The organism is Enterobacter cloacae complex sp. 402C9 (assembly GCF_050030745.1).
Classification (GTDB): domain Bacteria; phylum Pseudomonadota; class Gammaproteobacteria; order Enterobacterales; family Enterobacteriaceae; genus Enterobacter; species Enterobacter intestinihominis.
On the sequence record NZ_JBLGUW010000001.1, the window covers coordinates 2,743,623 to 2,760,652 of the forward strand.

A 17,030-nucleotide genomic window follows, 5' to 3' on the forward strand; every position below is an offset into this window, starting at 1 on the left:
GCTCAATCCTTAAGCCAGCTGACTCTCACTCTTGGGTTTCGGCATATCCCATTGCAGGTTTGCTATTTCCTGATTTCCAACAGCCAGATCGCGGGACGGTTTAACCATTGTGGAATTGTTAAAGTGGTTCTTTACCCCAAATACTCCTGTCGGTAAAACCTCGTCAGGTTTGTTCATGTAGTTCTTTGTAAACTGCTCATTGAGTCGTCCCGTTTTGTAATAATCTTTCGCAAATTGATAACCGTTCTGCGGATCGCGCCAGTCCGCACGATGTAGCAACCCTTCCCAAAATTTCCCCGCCTGATAATCGAATGATTTGCACTGCCCAATAGCCAAATCAAACGCCATAGCGTGCGATGGCACAAATTCGCTCATCACAATAGAGGAGTGCTGGCTGTAGCCTACCGGGTCGATTTTCTGCCATTCCGCTTGCAGTTCTTCCGGTGTTTTCTTCCAGGTAAGGGTAACTAACTGAAAATCACGCGAACCTGACACCTCACCATAAATAACTTCATGCTTGCGTTCAAAACTCTCTTCTTTAAGCTCTGAAGCAGATAAAACGTGACCAGGCTGCCAGCCAATATTTTGATAGCGGTTCACAGCAAAGGTTGTCGTTACCGTGCGCTTAATGGCGCTGGCTTTGGCGGAATAGGAAATGTAGGCATCCGGGCTGTCCGGATCGACATAATAGGTATACGGTTTATCACTGGTTTTAGGATCGTTATCCGGGTGATTATCCTCCCCCTGGAGTTTGAAAATAAAAGGTTCCGGTAACTCCTCACCGTTTATCAACACATCGCGAGCGCTGTAACTGGCGTTCGTGAGAAAGGCATATTTTGCATCCCCCTCATTTCGCGATGGTAGCTCAAAGGGGTTAGCGTCAGGGATTTTTCCTACTTCACCATGCTGGTAAAACACGCGCTGAAACAGATTCGGTATATCACTGGCAATATTCTGAGGAATGCCCCGCCAGCCAACCCCCTGCACATTCTCCAGCGACACGACGCCGTCATTCGGGCAAAAGTAGTTATACACTTTACCGTCGTTGCTTCGGCAATATCTGTCATCCGTTCGCAGCGGATTATCGGAAGGTTTACGCAGGGTACAGGAGGCCTCCAGAGCCAGTAATTCGCTCTCTGCTATTTTCCCGCCACCTTTCCATTGCGTATGCATAAGGCGACAGAAATTTTTAAATGTCTGCTGTCTGGCATCGTCGGTCTGTTGATAACCCGGCTGAATATTTTCAGCCACGCGCGACTTAAGAGAATACGGTGAGTGATTAAGAATGACACAGTTGACAGGCTTTAATCCCTCTTGTTTGACCAACATATTCGCCAGCATGGTAAGGATAGTGCCCTGACTGTGCGCCACTACGTTGATAACATCATTTGCTGTGACCGGATTTCGGCGGATAGTTAAAATCAAATCCGCCAGCCGTTGAGCGGCAAAAAACTGGTAAATGCGGTGCGGGTTTTCATAAATGGGATGGGTAAAATCGCCATCATTGAAGTGCAGCGAGGCAAATCCCGCAGCGGCAACGCCGAAGCCACCGGCGCCGGGCCCCAGCATATCCGGGATCGTCGTCGTCGCGTTGGCAAAGGTCCCGCCCCCCTTGGCAAAACTCTTATCAAGTGCGTTCTTAAAGTTATCGTTCTGGTACTGAAACGGCCCTTTTCCGTCATTACCCAGCGACTTTTTATTCGTCTCGTTATCTTCCTGGTACGCATCATAGGGAAGATGCGCATTGTCACTCAGCTTCCCGACTTCCTCCCGGTAGCGCTTCTGGTCCGCCCGGTAGTCAGCATGCGTAACCGGTTTATATCCCCAGTAAAACGGGATGATGGGAGAACGCCCGGGAGTAATAATTCCGTAGTCTTTCCATTCGTGGGCGTAAAAATCCTGCCGGTTAAGTCGCTTACCCAGCCCGGTAAGTATACCTTTCTCCTGATTCTGGTAGGCTTCACCCACATCGTTCACGCCATGGACGAGGATCACAATGCCGGGCATCGGGCGCGGTATCCCGACGTTGCGCGTCTGGGCGACTTCGCCCAGGGTTTTGTGTACCGGAATATCGCCTTCTGATACCACCCGTGGAGCGTAGGGTTTTGTCTTCGCCTCCGTCATTCCATTATCTCCATTTTATAGCTGTCGAGGTCGTCAGCATCGAGCAGTGTTGAACGACCGGAGCTGTCCGTCACGCCTTCCACCACCTGACCGGATGCACTGGTCAGCCTGAATTTTTTGTTTGCCAGAATTTGCTCCGGATCATCGCAGGCGTGCAGTTTGTAGCGAAGTTTAAAGGCGCCTTTGTCAAAGGATGGCGTCGGTACCGACACACTTTCCGGACCGTCGTATTTCAGGCTCGGCGCTTTGAGCTCAATGCCCGTCGGCGAGAAAATCGTGACCAGTCCGGTCGGGCTGATCCGGATCCCGCCGCCCCCGCAGACAAACTGCATTCCCATTCTGGCACTGCCGTTCATTTTCCCGGCGGTGCTCGTCAGCGTGAAATCCTGCTGCGACAGCATGTGCATTTCGCCCCGCTGCGCCTGCGTCGTAATATCCCCCGCACCGGCAATCATCTGGATGCCGAGTTTGCGGGCAAACAGCGACAGTTTTTCCCCTACGGCCAACGAGAATTTTTTCACCACATTCACGCTGGCATTCCCGCCCGCTGTGGCAATCAGGTCTTTCCCGGCTGACAATTGCAGGCTGTCCGGCGTAACCTGCGCAATTCCACTTTTTCCATATGCCAAAATACCGGGCTCCGCGAGATGACTCAGCGTCTGGCTGAGCGCATTTTGCCGATCGGTTTCCACATTACTCGCACCTGCCGTAAGCGCACTTTGCTGTAGGGTCATCGCCAGCGATAACGCCTTTTCGAGTTGTGCAATAGCCGCTGTCATATCCAGTTGCTTACCCCCCGCGCGGGACTGTGCTTCCGTGGTGATCATCACGCCTTTGGCAGCACGCAGCGCCATCCAGTCGTCGGTGCGAGCCTCCACACCTTCCCCGCGCTTTTTGCCCTCAGCATCAACCAGGTGGCCCACACTCACTTGCCCTTTGCCGTACTCGGTAGAGATTTTGATGTGTTCCTGCCCGCGACGATCTTCAAGACGGATCTTGTTCAACGCGGCCGTGCGGATCACGTTTCGGGTATCGTTACGGTTTGTGACTAAATCCGGGTGACTGCCGTCGTGCATGACATGGGCGATAAAAGGTCTGTCCGGGTCGCCGCCTTCAAAACCAACGGCAACTTCAGTCCCCTCCAGCAACGGAAAGTGAATACCAAAAGTGTCACCGGCGTACGGCCTGCCGAGGCGTACCAGGGCGCTTTCAAATCCGACCCGTTTTTCATCAAGGTCAAAATCGAACTTAACCCGGTAGCGTCCAACCGCATCAAGTCCGGCATAGGTTTTATCTCCCCCGATAGCCATCACTCTGGCGGGCACCGTTCCGGCTATCACCGGCCGGGATATGTATTCAGGACGGAAGCTATAGCCGTGGATATAGGGGATCCCAGAAAGTACGGCGCGATAGTGTTCAGCACGGCTGCCGCGGATAATCATCGCAGTTATCACAAACCCGGACTTAAACCCGTCAGGTACAGGCCCTGAGGGATAAAACATAATGCCTGGCTGAAGCTCGGGATCGCTGTTTGTCGCCCCCAGAAGACTCTGTCCGTTCAACAGGCGTTCATAACGCAGACGAGCGTAAAATGCGGCGGTTTCCGCCTCTTCACCGTGAAAATCCCCCGCAGCAAGATAGTGATCGGCATAGTGATAGTGTTGGCCTGTCGTTACACCTTCGGGAATATCGCTCGTTTTAATGGTCTTATCCGTCTGCGGCGATTGCGGGTCACGGTAGTTATAGGTGCGAACCAACACATTTTTTGGGATCAGGCCGTGCTGCTCCTCCAGATCGGTGATGTATTCGTTATAACTGGTCATGCCTGAATGTCGGACATAAGGCATCTGTTTGTCGCTGAAGTTGTAACGACGCGCAGAATCCCCAAAAATAACGACGGTTTCCGTTTTCACTTTGTTGTGATTCTCAAAACGGAACCAGATCCCTATCTCTGCCAGCAGCCGACGGATGAACCGCAAATCGGTTTCTTTCCACTGAATGATCATTTCCCGTCGTGGATAGCTGTGGCTCAGTTGCTCAAAATCAATGTTGTAGCCGTCAAAGTGACCACTGTCCTTCATCAGCTTTGTAACGAGCTCCGGGACTGTCATGTTCATGTAAACCGCAGAACGGTAATTTTGATCCAGCAGCGCCAGCTCATGCTCCAGCACGCATTCATACAGTGCTTCGTCACCTGAAGACATCAGCCGGGAAAATTGGGTGATCGTGCCATTAATCTGGCGAACCGGCAGCCAGGAGGTTTGCCCATGCCATGAGGCTTCCAGATTGGGTGCACGCAGAATAAACTCAGCCCTTTGATTAAGAACAGCATTAATGGCAATGTTTTGATCCGGACTGGTAAAGCGAATGGTATAGCGATAAGGCTCGCTTAATATCTCTTTTCCTGTAAAAGAATGAACATCAGAAATAACATTTTTGCTACGCGGGAAATACAATAAGTATCTGTTTAACGTGTCCCGCCGTTGAGCCACCTCAGATTCCCCTGACATTATTATCTATCCTTTTAACAAACGTTCCGTTTATTAAAAACAATACACCTATCGTTCTCCTATTAAAATACCCAACCTCAAGTTGAATTGACTCAAAGGAAGTAACATTATTCACAAAATAAATAAAAAGAGCCCAGACAATCTCATCACAGATAAATTAAGAATGAATTATTCATCAAGTATATAAGTGAGGGATTATTTAATAATGAAGAATGATACGCCTGGGGGTTAGGGATATTAAAAATGTTTGTGGGAAGAAGAAGAAGAACTTATACATGCTGGTCACATAAAGTGACCAGCATCAGGCCAGAGGGCCTGCTTTATGCATTGAGCATTTGTTACTGTTTCGCGCCTTCTACCGCTTCGCGAGCCAGTTTAGTAATGCGATCCCAGTCGCCTGCTTCCAGCGCATCCGCCGGAACCAGCCAGGAGCCACCGATGCACAGCACGCTTTTCAGCGCCAGGTAGTCGCGGTAGTTGGCCGGAGAGATGCCACCCGTTGGGCAGAAACGCACCTGGGAGAATGGGCCTGCAATCGCCTGCAACGCTTTGGTGCCGCCGTTCGCTTCAGCCGGGAAGAATTTAAACTCTTTCAGGCCGTAGTCCATACCCAGCATCAGTTCAGAAACGGTGCTGATACCCGGGATCAGCGGAATAGAACCTTCGGTTGCGGCTTTCAGCAGCGGCTCGGTCAGGCCCGGGCTGATGGCAAACTGTGCGCCCGCTTCGGTCACTTCCGCCAGCTGCTGCGCATTCAGAACCGTACCAGCACCGATGATCGCTTCCGGCACTTCTTTGGCGATAGCGCGAATCGCATCCATCGCACAGGCAGTACGCAGGGTCACTTCCAGAACACGAACGCCACCCGCAACCAGCGCCTTCGCCATTGGGACAGCGTGCGCCAGTTTGTTTACCACAATAACCGGCACGACAGGGCCAGTAGTCAGGATTGCTTCTGCACTTGTTTTCCAGTTTTTCATCAGAGTTTTCTCTCGCCAGATCGTTAAAATCAAGTCGTCTTAAAACGTAATACAGGTTGCGCCCTGCTCCGCACCGGAGAGTTTCTCACGCAACGCACCAAACATCTCGCGTCCGGTACCCACTCGGGATGCGCTCAGGTCAGGAATATGTGGCTGACGCGCCGCCAGCTCTGCTTCGTCCACCAGCAGGGTTAACTCGCCTGTCTGACCGTTAACGCGGATCATGTCTCCATCATGGACTTTCGCCAGCAGGCCGCCGTCGTAGGCTTCCGGGGTGACATGAATCGCTGAAGGCACTTTACCTGATGCCCCCGAGAGGCGTCCATCGGTCACCAGCGCAATTTTGAAACGGCGGTCCAATAATACACCAAGCGGCGGCATAAGTTTATGTAATTCTGGCATCCCGTTCGCTTTTGGTCCCTGATGACGCACCACGACTACGCAGTCTTTATCAAGCAGACCCGCGTCGAAGGCAGGTAAAACGTCGTGCTGGCTTTCAAACACCACCGCCGGGGCTTCGATAACCTGATTCTCTTCCGGCACGGCAGAAGTTTTCATTACGGCACGCCCAAGGTTACCGCTCAGCACTTTGGTGCCGCCGTGAGGAGAGAACGGCTGTTCGAAGGTCGCGATAACCTGAGGATCGAGCGAGTTGCTCGCCCCCTCGCGCCAGTCCAGCTCACCGTTGTTCAGCCACGGCTCAAGGGTATAGCGATGCAGGCCAAAGCCCGCCACCGTGTTGACATCCTCATGCAGCAGGCCGCCTTTCAGCAGCTCGCGCATCAGCACCGGCACGCCGCCCGCGGCCTGGAAGTGGTTAATGTCCGCCGGACCGTTCGGGTACAGACGAGCCATCAGCGGTACCACGGAAGAGATCTCGGAGAAGTCATCCCAGTTGATCAGAATGCCCGCCGCGCGCGCCATCGCGACAAGGTGCATGGTATGGTTGGTTGAACCGCCGGTCGCCAGCAGGGCGACAATCCCGTTGACGATGACTTTTTCATCCACCATTTTGCCCATTGGCATCCACTCGTTGCCGTTACCGGTCAGACGCGTCACCTGACGGGCTGCGGCTTCGGTCAGCGCTTTACGCAGTGGCGCATCCGGCTGGATGAACGACGAGCCCGGTAGCTGCATCCCCATAAACTCGACCACCATCTGGTTGGTGTTGGCCGTACCGTAGAACGTACAGGTGCCCGGCGCGTGATAGGACGCGGCTTCCGCTTCCAGCAGCGCCTGACGGTCCGCTTTTCCTTCGGCATACAGCTGGCGGATACGGACTTTTTCCTTGTTTGGCAGACCGCTTGCCATCGGGCCTGACGGCACAAAAATCGCTGGCAGATGGCCAAACGACAGCGCGGCCATCACCAGTCCCGGGACGATTTTGTCGCATACGCCCAGGTAGAGCGCGCCATCAAACATATTGTGAGAGAGGCCCACTGCCGCCGACATGGCGATCACTTCGCGGCTCAACAGAGACAGCTCCATACCGTCCTGTCCCTGAGTCACGCCATCACACATGGCCGGCACGCCGCCTGCAACCTGGCCCACCGCGTTCACGCTGTGCAGCGCATTGCGGATGATAGACGGGTAAACCTCATACGGCTGGTGGGCTGAAAGCATGTCGTTATAGGAAGTAATGATGGCGATATTGTTACGCAGCATGCTTTTCAGCGCGTCTTTATCACCAGGCTGGCAGGCGGCAAAGCCGTGGGCCAGATTCCCGCAGGCCAGCTGTGAGCGATGGACCGTTTCACTCTTCGCCTGTTCGATGCGGGCAAGGTAGGCAGCACGGGTCTCTTTCGAGCGTTCAACGATGCGTTGTGTTACGCGTAACAATGTCGGATTCATAAAAGCTCCTCTAATTTATCTGTCCAGGCTCGGGAGTTTACACAGTTTCTGACGGTTGTTAACAACGCTGAAACGCCTGATATCCGGAGCACAGGGGCAAAATGTCTGAAGGGAGTGTAATAAAAAAAGCTCCGCGGGTGAATCCACGCGGAGCTTAAAAGATTAAAAATTATGCCACTTGCTGTGTTAGATCATGTTACCGGTAAAATAACACCTTTGGGCTAAAGATGGGGGTTATTCAAACTCGTTCCAGGAGCGGCCATCACGGGTGATCATCGCAACGGAGGCGACAGGTCCCCATGTTCCCGCCTGATACGGTTTTGGCGCGTCCTGGTCGGCTGCCCACGCTTCGGTGATTGAGTCCACCCACTTCCACGCCTCTTCCACTTCATCGCGGCGGACGAACAGCGCCTGGATACCACGCATGGTTTCCAGCAGCAGACGCTCGTAAGCATCGGCCAGATGCGTCTGGTTGAAAGTTTCAGAGTAACTCAGGTCGAGCTTGGTGGTTTGCAGGTTGTGTTTGTGATCAAGACCCGGCACTTTGTTCAGGATCTGAATATCCACACCCTCATCCGGTTGCAGACGAATAGTCAGTTTGTTCTGCGGCAGTTCCTGCCAGGATTCTTTGAACAGGTTCAGTTCCGGATTTTTGAAGTAGACCACCACTTCGGAGCATTTTGCCGGCAGACGTTTCCCGGTACGCAGGTAGAACGGCACGCCGGCCCAGCGCCAGTCGTCGATATCCACGCGGATCGCCACAAACGTTTCGGTGTTGCTGGACTTGTTCGCGCCCTCTTCTTCCAGATAGCCAGGGACTTTTTTCCCCTGGGCAAAACCTGCGGTGTACTGGCCGCGCACGGTTTTCTCACGCACGTTGGAGCGGTCAATACGGCGCAGTGATTTCAGCACTTTCACTTTGGCGTCACGAATGCTGTCGGCCGTCAGATCTGACGGTGGAGACATGGCAATCATGCACAGAATTTGCAGCAGGTGGTTCTGGATCATGTCACGCATCTGGCCGGCCTGGTCGAAGTAGCCCCAGCGGCCTTCGATGCCCACTTCTTCCGCCACGGTAATTTCCACGTGGTCGATAGTGCGGTTGTCCCAGTTGTTCACAAACAGGGAGTTGGCAAAACGCAGCGCCAGCAGGTTCAGAACCGTCTCTTTACCCAGATAGTGGTCAATACGGTAAACCTGACACTCCTCAAAGAACTCGCCCACCTGGTCGTTGATTTCACGCGAGGTTGCAAGCGACGTACCCAGCGGCTTCTCCATCACCACGCGCGCCGGTTTGGCGTTCAGCTTCGCTTCGCCCAGACCTTTGCAGATGGCGCCGAAGGTGCTTGGCGGCATGGCGAAATAGTTAATGGTGACGCGATTTTCCTGGTCCAGCATTTCACCCAGACGGGTAAAGGCGCTTACATCGTTGACGTCCAGATTGCAGAAATCGAGACGCCCGCTCAGCTTATCCCAAAGGCTTTCATCGATTTTCTCTTTCATGAAGGTTTCGAGCGCCTCGCGCACGACTTTGGTATAAGCCTCCTTATCCCAGTCGGCGCGCCCTACCCCAAGAATTCGGGTATCGGGATGGATCTGGCCCGCTTTTTCGAGCTGATACAGGGAAGGCAGCAATTTTCGGCGTGCAAGATCGCCTTTCGCGCCGAAAATGACCAGGTCACATGCCTGGGCTGTTTGCGTTACCGCCATGTCATTCTCCTCAGTTAGATCTCCTGGTACTCTGCCAGGTATCGTTGTAATTTTATTACAATGCACTGTACTGCTTTTACGCGTTTCCTGAAACCATTAGCGCTTAACGACGCGTGCGATACGGTGATTTTTCGTCGCGCGGGCCATTACGCCCGTCTGGTGACGCAACAAACGTCGATTCTTTGCGCAACAGGGGCAGAGCAAAACCCGACGTCGATCAAGTAATGAAAAAAAACAACAACATTTCTTGTCGACAATTACCCTTTCGGGTGTCCCGGGGGTAATATCGGCTAAATCGAATCAAGGTTTCAACTCTATGAAATCGTTTATGCCCTCATGAGCGTCTTGTTAACAATGAACATGCTGGAAAAAATCCAGTTTCAACTGGAACACCTTAGCAAATCCGAGCGCAAAGTGGCCGAAGTTATTCTCGCCGCGCCCGCTCAGGCGATTCATTCAAGCATCGCCGCTCTGGCACAGGAATCGGGCGTCAGCGAACCGACGGTCAATCGATTCTGTCGTAGTCTGGACACCCGCGGCTTTCCTGATTTTAAACTGCATCTGGCACAAAGTCTGGCAAACGGTACCCCGTATGTTAATCGCAATGTAGATGAAGACGACAGCGTCGATGCTTACACCGCAAAAATATTTGAATCGGCAATGGCCACGCTCGACCATGTTCGCCAGTCTCTGGACATGAGTTCAGTGAATCGCGCTGTCGATCTTCTTACGCAGGCCAAACGGATTGCCTTCTTTGGCCTTGGCTCGTCCGCCGCCGTGGCGCATGACGCCATGAATAAGTTCTTTCGCTTTAACGTGCCGGTGATTTACTCCGATGACATTGTGCTGCAACGCATGAGCTGTATGAATTGTAGCGAAGATGATGTCGTGGTACTCATCTCCCATACGGGCCGCACCAAGAGCCAGGTGGAGCTGGCGCAACTCGCGCGTGACAACGATGCGATGGTCATCGCCCTGACGACGGCAGGTACGCCGCTGGCCCGGGAAGCAACGCTCGCCATTACCCTGGACGTACCGGAAGACACCGACATGTACATGCCGATGGTCTCCCGCCTGGCGCAGCTGACGGTCATCGACGTGCTGGCGACCGGTTTTACTTTACGCCGGGGCGCAAAATTCCGGGATAACTTGAAGCGGGTCAAGGAAGCCCTGAAAGAATCGCGTTTTGATAAAGAATTGCTTATAAAGAGCGATGTTCCCTAATAACGACGATGTACGATTTACGGCATTCGGTCCCCTCGCTACTGCCTTGCGATAGATGAAGGCCGATTCTATGTTCACGCAACACCAAAGTTGTTTCAGTCAACGGAGTATTACATGTCCAGAAGGCTTCGCAGAACCAAGATCGTCACCACCCTAGGCCCGGCCACCGACCGCGATAATAACCTCGAAAAGATTATCGCCGCGGGTGCCAACGTGGTGCGCATGAACTTCTCTCACGGTACGCCAGAAGACCATAAATTACGTGCCGACAAAGTGCGTGAAATCGCAGCTAAACTGGGCCGCCATGTTGCTATCCTCGGTGACCTGCAAGGTCCAAAAATCCGCGTATCGACCTTTAAAGAAGGCAAAGTCTTCCTCAACATCGGCGATAAATTCCTGCTGGATGCCAACCTGAGCAAAGGCGAAGGCGATAAGGAAAAAGTGGGTATCGACTACAAAGGTCTGCCTGCTGACGTTGTGCCTGGCGACATCCTGCTGCTGGACGACGGACGCGTACAGCTGAAAGTGCTGGAAGTTCAGGGTATGAAGGTGTTCACCGAAGTGACCGTCGGCGGCCCGCTCTCCAACAACAAAGGCATCAACAAACTCGGCGGTGGCCTGTCTGCCGAAGCGCTGACCGATAAAGACAAAGCGGATATCGTGACCGCAGCGCAGATCGGCGTGGATTATCTGGCCGTCTCCTTCCCCCGCTGCGGCGAAGATCTGAACTATGCTCGCCGCCTGGCGCGTGATGCAGGCTGCGATGCGAAAATCGTTGCGAAAGTGGAACGCGCTGAAGCGGTCTGCGATCAGGACGCGATGGACGACGTGATCCTGGCGTCTGACGTGGTGATGGTTGCCCGTGGTGATCTGGGCGTGGAAATTGGCGACCCTGAACTGGTCGGTATCCAGAAAGCGCTGATCCGTCGCGCGCGTCAGCTGAACCGCGCGGTGATCACCGCCACCCAGATGATGGAATCCATGATCACCAACCCAATGCCAACCCGTGCGGAAGTCATGGACGTGGCGAACGCCGTGCTGGATGGTACTGACGCGGTGATGCTGTCAGCAGAAACCGCTGCGGGTCAGTATCCGGCGGAAACCGTGGCCGCCATGGCGCGCGTCTGCCTGGGTGCGGAGAAGATCCCAAGCATTAACGTCTCCAAGCACCGCCTGGATATCCAGTTCGACAATGTGGAAGAAGCGATTGCGATGTCCGCGATGTACGCAGCCAACCACCTGAAAGGGGTCACGGCGATCATCACCATGACCGAATCTGGCCGTACCGCGCTAATGACGTCTCGCATCAGCTCCGGTCTGCCGATCTTCGCCATGTCCCGTCATGAGCGTACGCTGAACCTGACGGCGCTGTATCGCGGCGTGACGCCAGTCTACTTCGACAGCACCAATGACGGTGTGGCCGCCGCGCACGATGCTGTGAACCTGCTGCGCGACAAAGGTTATCTGGTATCCGGTGATATCGTTATCGTGACGCAAGGTGACGTGATGAGCACCATCGGCTCAACCAATACCACCCGCGTACTGACCGTAGAGTAAGCTCCGATCCCCTCTCCCCTAAGGGGAGAGGGGTGAAGGTTTCCTATTTCTTCGGGAAAAGCTCTTTACGCTTGTACGGCTCTATTTCGCCAGGTTTACGCGTTTTGAGCAACTTCAGGATCCACGTATATTGCTCCTTATGTGGCCCCACCAGCACTTCCACCTCTTCATTCATGCGGCGTGCAATGGTGCGATCGTCCGCGGTCAGCAGATCGTCCATCGGCGGACGTACCTCAATGCTCAGGCGATGCGTTTTACCGTCATAAACCGGGAACAGCGGGATCACGCGGGCACGGCAGACTTTCATCAGGCGACCAATCGCGGGTAGCGTAGCTTTATAGGTCGCGAAGAAATCGACAAACTCGCTGTGCTCAGGACCGTGATCCTGATCGGGCAGATAGTAGCCCCAGTAACCCTGACGTACCGACTGAATGAAAGGCTTAATGCCATCGTTACGGGCGTGCAGGCGTCCGCCAAAGCGACGGCGCACGGTATTCCAGACGAAATCGTAGATTTTGTTTCCCTGATTATGGAACATCGCCGCCATTTTCTGGCCCTGCGATGCCATTAACATTGCCGGAATGTCGACCCCCCAACCGTGCGGCACCAGGAAAATCACTTTTTCATCATTGCGACGCATCTCGTCGATGATTTCCAGCCCTTTCCAGTCAACGCGGTCGACGATCTTTTCCGGCCCTTTCAGCGCCAGTTCCGCCATCATCGCCATGGCCTGTGGCGCGGTGGTATACATGTCATCAATGATTGCTTCGCGTTCGACGTCGGTTTTATCCGGGAAGCAGTACAGAAGGTTTATTTGCGCCCGGCGGCGTGCGCTTTTACCTAAGCGCCCTGCCAGGCACCCCACTTTTCCAAGAACCGGATCGCGGAGGGAAGCAGGTAGTAACGCCATGCCAGCAAACGCGTATACGCCAAGCCAGGCGCCCCAGTTACGCGGGTGGCGAAAGGATTTTTCAAACTCGGGAATGTACTCAATATTGTTTTTTTTGGTTTCCATGCGGGTTCCAGGGTCTGGTGACGCAAAAATATATTCAGATAGTGTAGCGAGGCAGCCGTCCGCGTACAAAAGAAAAAGCCGGCGCACACTGACGCCGGCTTATTTTTGAGGGTGTTAGCTTAGTCGAAGCGCAGCTGTGGCATCACCTCTTTCACCTGCGCCAGGTATTCTTTGCGATCTTTCCCGGTCAGCCCTTCGGTGCGCGGCAGTTTCGCCGTCAGCGGGTTAACCGCCTGCTGGTTGATCCACACTTCGTAGTGCAGGTGCGGCCCCGTCGAACGGCCTGTGTTACCGGACAGCGCGATGCGATCGCCACGTTTCACTTTCTGGCCCGGTTTGACCAGCAGTTTACGCAGGTGCATGTAGCGGGTGGTGTACGTGCGACCGTGACGAATAGCCACGTAATAGCCAGCAGCACCACTGCGTTTCGCCATGACCACTTCACCATCCCCTACCGCCAGCACTGGCGTGCCCTGCGGCATGGCGAAGTCAACGCCACGGTGCGGCGCTACGCGACCCGTTACCGGGTTCAGACGACGCGGGTTAAAGTTGGAGGAGACACGGAACTGTTTCGCCGTTGGGAAACGCAGGAAGCCTTTTGCCAGGCCCGTACCGCTGCGGTCATAGAACTTACCGTCTTCCGCGCGAATGGCGTAGTAGTCTTTGCCGTCTGAACGCAAGCGAACACCCACCAGTTGGCTCTGCTCGCGCTTACCGTCCAGCATTTCGCGGGACATCAGGACAGAGAACTGATCGCCTTTTTTCAGTTTGCGGAAATCCATCTGCCACTGCATGGCTTTGATCACCGAGCTGATTTCAGCGCTGGTCAGGCCAGCATCGCGGGCACTGGAAACAAAGCTGCCGCCGACGGTCCCTTTCATCACGCTGTTAACCCAGTCGCCCTGCTGCATTTCACTGGTCATTTTGAAACCGTTTGCGGTGCGATCGTAAGTGCGGGTTTCGCGACGGGACATCTCCCAGGTCAGACGTTGCAGATCGCCGTCGGGCGTTAAGGTCCAGGAAAGCTGCTGACCAATTTTCAGGTTACGCAGCTCTTTATCGGATGCGGCAAGCTGGCTAATGTTGCCCATGTCGATACCGTACTGGTTCAGGACGCTGCTCAGCGTATCGCCAGTAGAAACAACATATTCATGAATGCCGGTTTCATTCTGGATCTTGTCATCCAGCTCATCCTGGGGAATAGCTTCATCTTCCTGTGCGGCCTGATCGATAGGCTCGCTGGCCTCAGGCAGCAGAGAGCGGATCTCGCTCTTCTCCAGTTCGATGGTTTTAATAATAGGGGCAGAACTCGGGTGGTAAACATAGGGCCGCCAGACGGCGACCGCTAACGTGAGAACTGTAAGCGACCCCAGCATAACGCGGTGGGGTCGAGGCAGATTGTTAAATGCCAGGGCGACAGAGCGGGCTATCTGTTGCACGTATTCACTTCCTCGTTAATCTCCTTTCAGGCAGCTCGCATACTGATTCGCCAGTTGGCTGAGGAACTGCGAATAGCTCGCTTTGCTCAACTGGATGTTCGTACCTAGCGGGTCAAGGGTTCCCATGCGCACGGATGTTCCCCTGGCCACGGCTTCTACGACCGCTGGCCTGAACTGTGGCTCAGCAAAAACGCATGTCGCTTTTTGCTCAACCAACTGTGTTCTGATTTCATGTAAACGCTGCGCACCAGGCTGAATTTCAGGGTTGACGGTAAAATGCCCCAATGGGGTCAGACCGTAATGTTTCTCGTAATACCCGTAGGCATCATGAAAAACGAAGTACCCTTTTCCTTTAAGCGGTGCGAGCTCGTTACCTACCTGTTTGTCGGTTGCGGCTAATTGAGCCTCAAAATCCTTCAGGTTGGCGTCGAGTTTGATTCGACTTTGCGGCATAAGTTCCACTAATTTGTCGTGGATTGCAACCGCTGTAAGCCGCGCTATCTCTGGGGAGAGCCAGAGATGCATGTTGTATTCACCGTGATGGTGATGGTCGTCACCTTTTTCGCCATGAGCATGGTCGTGGTCGTGTTCGTCGCCCTCGTCCTCAGCCCCTTTCATCAGCAACGGTTTCACAGCGGACAGCTCACCAATCGTCACCTGTTTCTCCGCAGGGACCTGTTTAGCGGATTTCTGCATGAACGCTTCCATCTCAGGACCAATCCAGACGACTAAGTCCGCGTTCTGTAAGCGTTTTACATCAGACGGACGCAGAGAATAATCATGCTCGGAGGCCCCGTCAGGCAGAAGAACCTCTGTGTCCGTCACACCGTCGGCGATGGCAGCGGCGATAAAGCCAAGTGGTTTAAGCGAAGCGACAACGGCAGCGTTAACATCTTGTGCTGTTGTCCCCCAAAGAGCAGCGGATAAAGCTGCGAAAAGAAGCGTATTTTTCTGTAACATAATGCGACTAATCATCGTAATGAATGCGTGGAATGTGATATTATAACATTCGATGACTTCTGCAAGCTTAAATTGACATGACGACTTTAGTTTCTCTTGAAAATGTTTCGGTCTCATTCGGCCAGCGCCGCGTCCTTTCTGACGTGTCGCTGAATCTGAAGCCCAGCAAAATACTCACGCTGCTCGGCCCTAACGGTGCAGGCAAATCGACGCTGGTGCGCGTCGTATTAGGCCTGGTAGCCCCTGACGCAGGTGTTATCGTCCGCGAGGACAAATTGCGTATCGGCTATGTGCCGCAAAAATTACATCTTGATGCCACCCTGCCCCTGACGGTGAGCCGCTTCCTGCGTCTCCGTCCCGGTACGCGTAAAGCGGATATCCTACCGGCGCTAAAACGCGTTCAGGCGGGACATCTTGTTGAGGCGCCTTTGCAAAAGCTGTCGGGCGGTGAAACCCAGCGCGTATTGCTTGCCCGCGCCCTGCTCAGCAGCCCTCAGCTGCTGGTCCTGGACGAGCCGACGCAGGGTGTCGACGTCAACGGTCAGGTTGCGCTGTACGATCTTATCGACCAGCTCCGTCGGGAGCTTAACTGCGCGGTGCTGATGGTCTCCCATGATCTGCATCTGGTAATGGCCAAAACCGACGAAGTGCTGTGCCTGAACCATCACACCTGTTGTTCCGGCACGCCGGAAGTGGTGTCAATGCATCCCGAATTTATCTCCATGTTTGGCCATCGTGGCGCCGAACAGCTGGGCATCTATCGCCATAATCACAATCACCGCCATGATTTACAGGGACGAATTGTCCTGCGTCGGGGAAATGGACACTCATGATTGAACTGTTATTGCCCGGCTGGCTGGCCGGGATTATGCTTGCCTGCGCCGCGGGTCCACTCGGCTCGTTTGTCGTCTGGCGCAGAATGTCCTATTTCGGCGATACGCTGGCCCATGCGTCATTGCTGGGTGTCGCGTTTGGTTTGTTGCTGGACGTGAACCCTTTTTATGCGGTGATTGTCGTCACGCTGCTGCTGGCCGCCGGTCTGGTCTGGCTGGAAAAACGCCCTCACCTGGCCATTGATACCCTGCTCGGCATTATGGCGCACAGCGCCCTGTCGCTGGGCCTGGTGGTGGTGAGCCTGATGTCCAACATCCGCGTGGACCTGATGGCCTATCTGTTCGGCGATCTGCTGGCCGTCACGCCCGAAGATCTGATTTCGATTGCCATTGGCGTGGTGGTGGTGCTCGGGATCCTGCTGTGGCAGTGGCGGAATTTACTGGCAATGACCGTCAGCCCCGATCTGGCCTTTGTCGACGGCGTGAAGCTTCAGCGCGTGAAGCTGCTCTTGATGCTGGTGACGGCGTTAACCATCGGGGTGGCGATGAAATTTGTTGGCGCGCTGATCATCACGTCGCTGTTGATAATCCCTGCCGCCACGGCGCGTCGTTTTGCGCGTACGCCGGAGCAAATGGCCGGTATCGCGGTGATTATCGGAATGATCGCGGTGACGGGCGGCTTAACCTTCTCGGCTTTCTATGACACGCCAGCAGGGCCGTCGGTGGTATTGTGCGCGGCGGTGTTGTTTATTTTCAGTATGATGAAAAAGACCGCGCAGTAGTCAGCATGTCCCCGGTGGCGCTTCGCTTACCGGGGCTACCATTAA

At 54.2% G+C, this 17,030-nt stretch carries 12 protein-coding genes; 4 read left to right on the forward strand and 8 right to left on the reverse strand.

From position 1 onward, the window contains the following. Positions 1-9: 9 nt before the first annotated feature. From ACQG1K_RS13115 to zwf, 5 genes are all read right to left on the reverse strand, one after another. Positions 10-2,124 (reverse strand): T6SS effector phospholipase Tle3 domain-containing protein, encoded by a 2,115-nt coding sequence (locus tag ACQG1K_RS13115; RefSeq protein WP_426720842.1) that lies wholly within the window; start codon positions 2,122-2,124, stop codon positions 10-12. Continuing rightward, positions 2,121-4,634 (reverse strand): DUF2345 domain-containing protein, encoded by a 2,514-nt coding sequence (locus tag ACQG1K_RS13120; RefSeq protein WP_367074294.1) that lies wholly within the window; start codon positions 4,632-4,634, stop codon positions 2,121-2,123. The genes ACQG1K_RS13115 and ACQG1K_RS13120 overlap by 4 nt, the downstream gene beginning before the upstream one ends. 338 nt (positions 4,635-4,972) lie before the next feature. Further along, positions 4,973-5,614 carry a bifunctional 4-hydroxy-2-oxoglutarate aldolase/2-dehydro-3-deoxy-phosphogluconate aldolase gene (gene kdgA, locus ACQG1K_RS13125; RefSeq protein ID WP_367074292.1) on the reverse strand — a complete coding sequence of 214 codons (642 nt, stop codon included), beginning with the start codon at positions 5,612-5,614 and terminating at the stop codon, positions 4,973-4,975. Between the two features lie 39 nt (positions 5,615-5,653). Continuing rightward, positions 5,654-7,465, reverse strand: a complete 1,812-nt coding sequence (gene edd / locus ACQG1K_RS13130; RefSeq protein WP_023300442.1) for a phosphogluconate dehydratase — start codon at positions 7,463-7,465, stop codon at positions 5,654-5,656. A 234-nt stretch (positions 7,466-7,699) separates the two neighbouring features. Next, on the reverse strand, positions 7,700-9,175 hold the full coding sequence (zwf, locus tag ACQG1K_RS13135; RefSeq protein ID WP_022648481.1) for a glucose-6-phosphate dehydrogenase: 1,476 nt from the start codon (positions 9,173-9,175) through the stop codon (positions 7,700-7,702). 354 nt (positions 9,176-9,529) lie between these two features. Between zwf and ACQG1K_RS13140 the strand changes: the two genes are divergently transcribed. Together ACQG1K_RS13140 and pyk are read left to right on the forward strand one after the other, a co-directional pair. Continuing rightward, positions 9,530-10,399 carry a MurR/RpiR family transcriptional regulator gene (locus ACQG1K_RS13140; protein ID WP_003859769.1) on the forward strand — a complete coding sequence of 290 codons (870 nt, stop codon included), beginning with the start codon at positions 9,530-9,532 and terminating at the stop codon, positions 10,397-10,399. 114 nt (positions 10,400-10,513) lie between these two features. Continuing rightward, a complete protein-coding gene (gene pyk / locus ACQG1K_RS13145; RefSeq protein ID WP_003859767.1) occupies positions 10,514-11,956 on the forward strand; it encodes a pyruvate kinase in 1,443 nt (480 codons plus the stop codon). Between the two features lie 43 nt (positions 11,957-11,999). Here pyk and lpxM read toward each other — a convergent pair whose 3' ends face one another. The 3 genes from lpxM to znuA form a co-directional block, all read right to left on the reverse strand. Continuing rightward, positions 12,000-12,971: a lauroyl-Kdo(2)-lipid IV(A) myristoyltransferase gene (gene lpxM / locus ACQG1K_RS13150; protein ID WP_367074289.1), complete on the reverse strand. Its 972-nt coding sequence runs from the start codon at positions 12,969-12,971 to the stop codon at positions 12,000-12,002. Between the two features lie 119 nt (positions 12,972-13,090). Beyond that, complete coding sequence (gene mepM, locus ACQG1K_RS13155) at positions 13,091-14,410, reverse strand: murein DD-endopeptidase MepM (RefSeq protein WP_063146310.1); 1,320 nt, start codon at positions 14,408-14,410, stop codon at positions 13,091-13,093. A gap of 15 nt (positions 14,411-14,425) precedes the next feature. Continuing rightward, the gene (gene znuA, locus ACQG1K_RS13160; protein ID WP_032622452.1) at positions 14,426-15,370 is read right to left on the reverse strand and encodes a zinc ABC transporter substrate-binding protein ZnuA; all 945 of its coding nucleotides are present in this window, start codon (positions 15,368-15,370) and stop codon (positions 14,426-14,428) included. A gap of 77 nt (positions 15,371-15,447) precedes the next feature. Here znuA and znuC point away from each other — a divergent pair, with 77 nt between their 5' ends. Next, entirely contained in the window at positions 15,448-16,203 is a 756-nt protein-coding gene (gene znuC / locus ACQG1K_RS13165; protein ID WP_426720841.1) for a zinc ABC transporter ATP-binding protein ZnuC, read from the forward strand. After that, entirely contained in the window at positions 16,200-16,985 is a 786-nt protein-coding gene (gene znuB / locus ACQG1K_RS13170) for a zinc ABC transporter permease subunit ZnuB (RefSeq protein ID WP_022648485.1), read from the forward strand. Before znuC ends, znuB begins: the two co-directional genes overlap by 4 nt. Positions 16,986-17,030 lie beyond the last annotated feature (45 nt).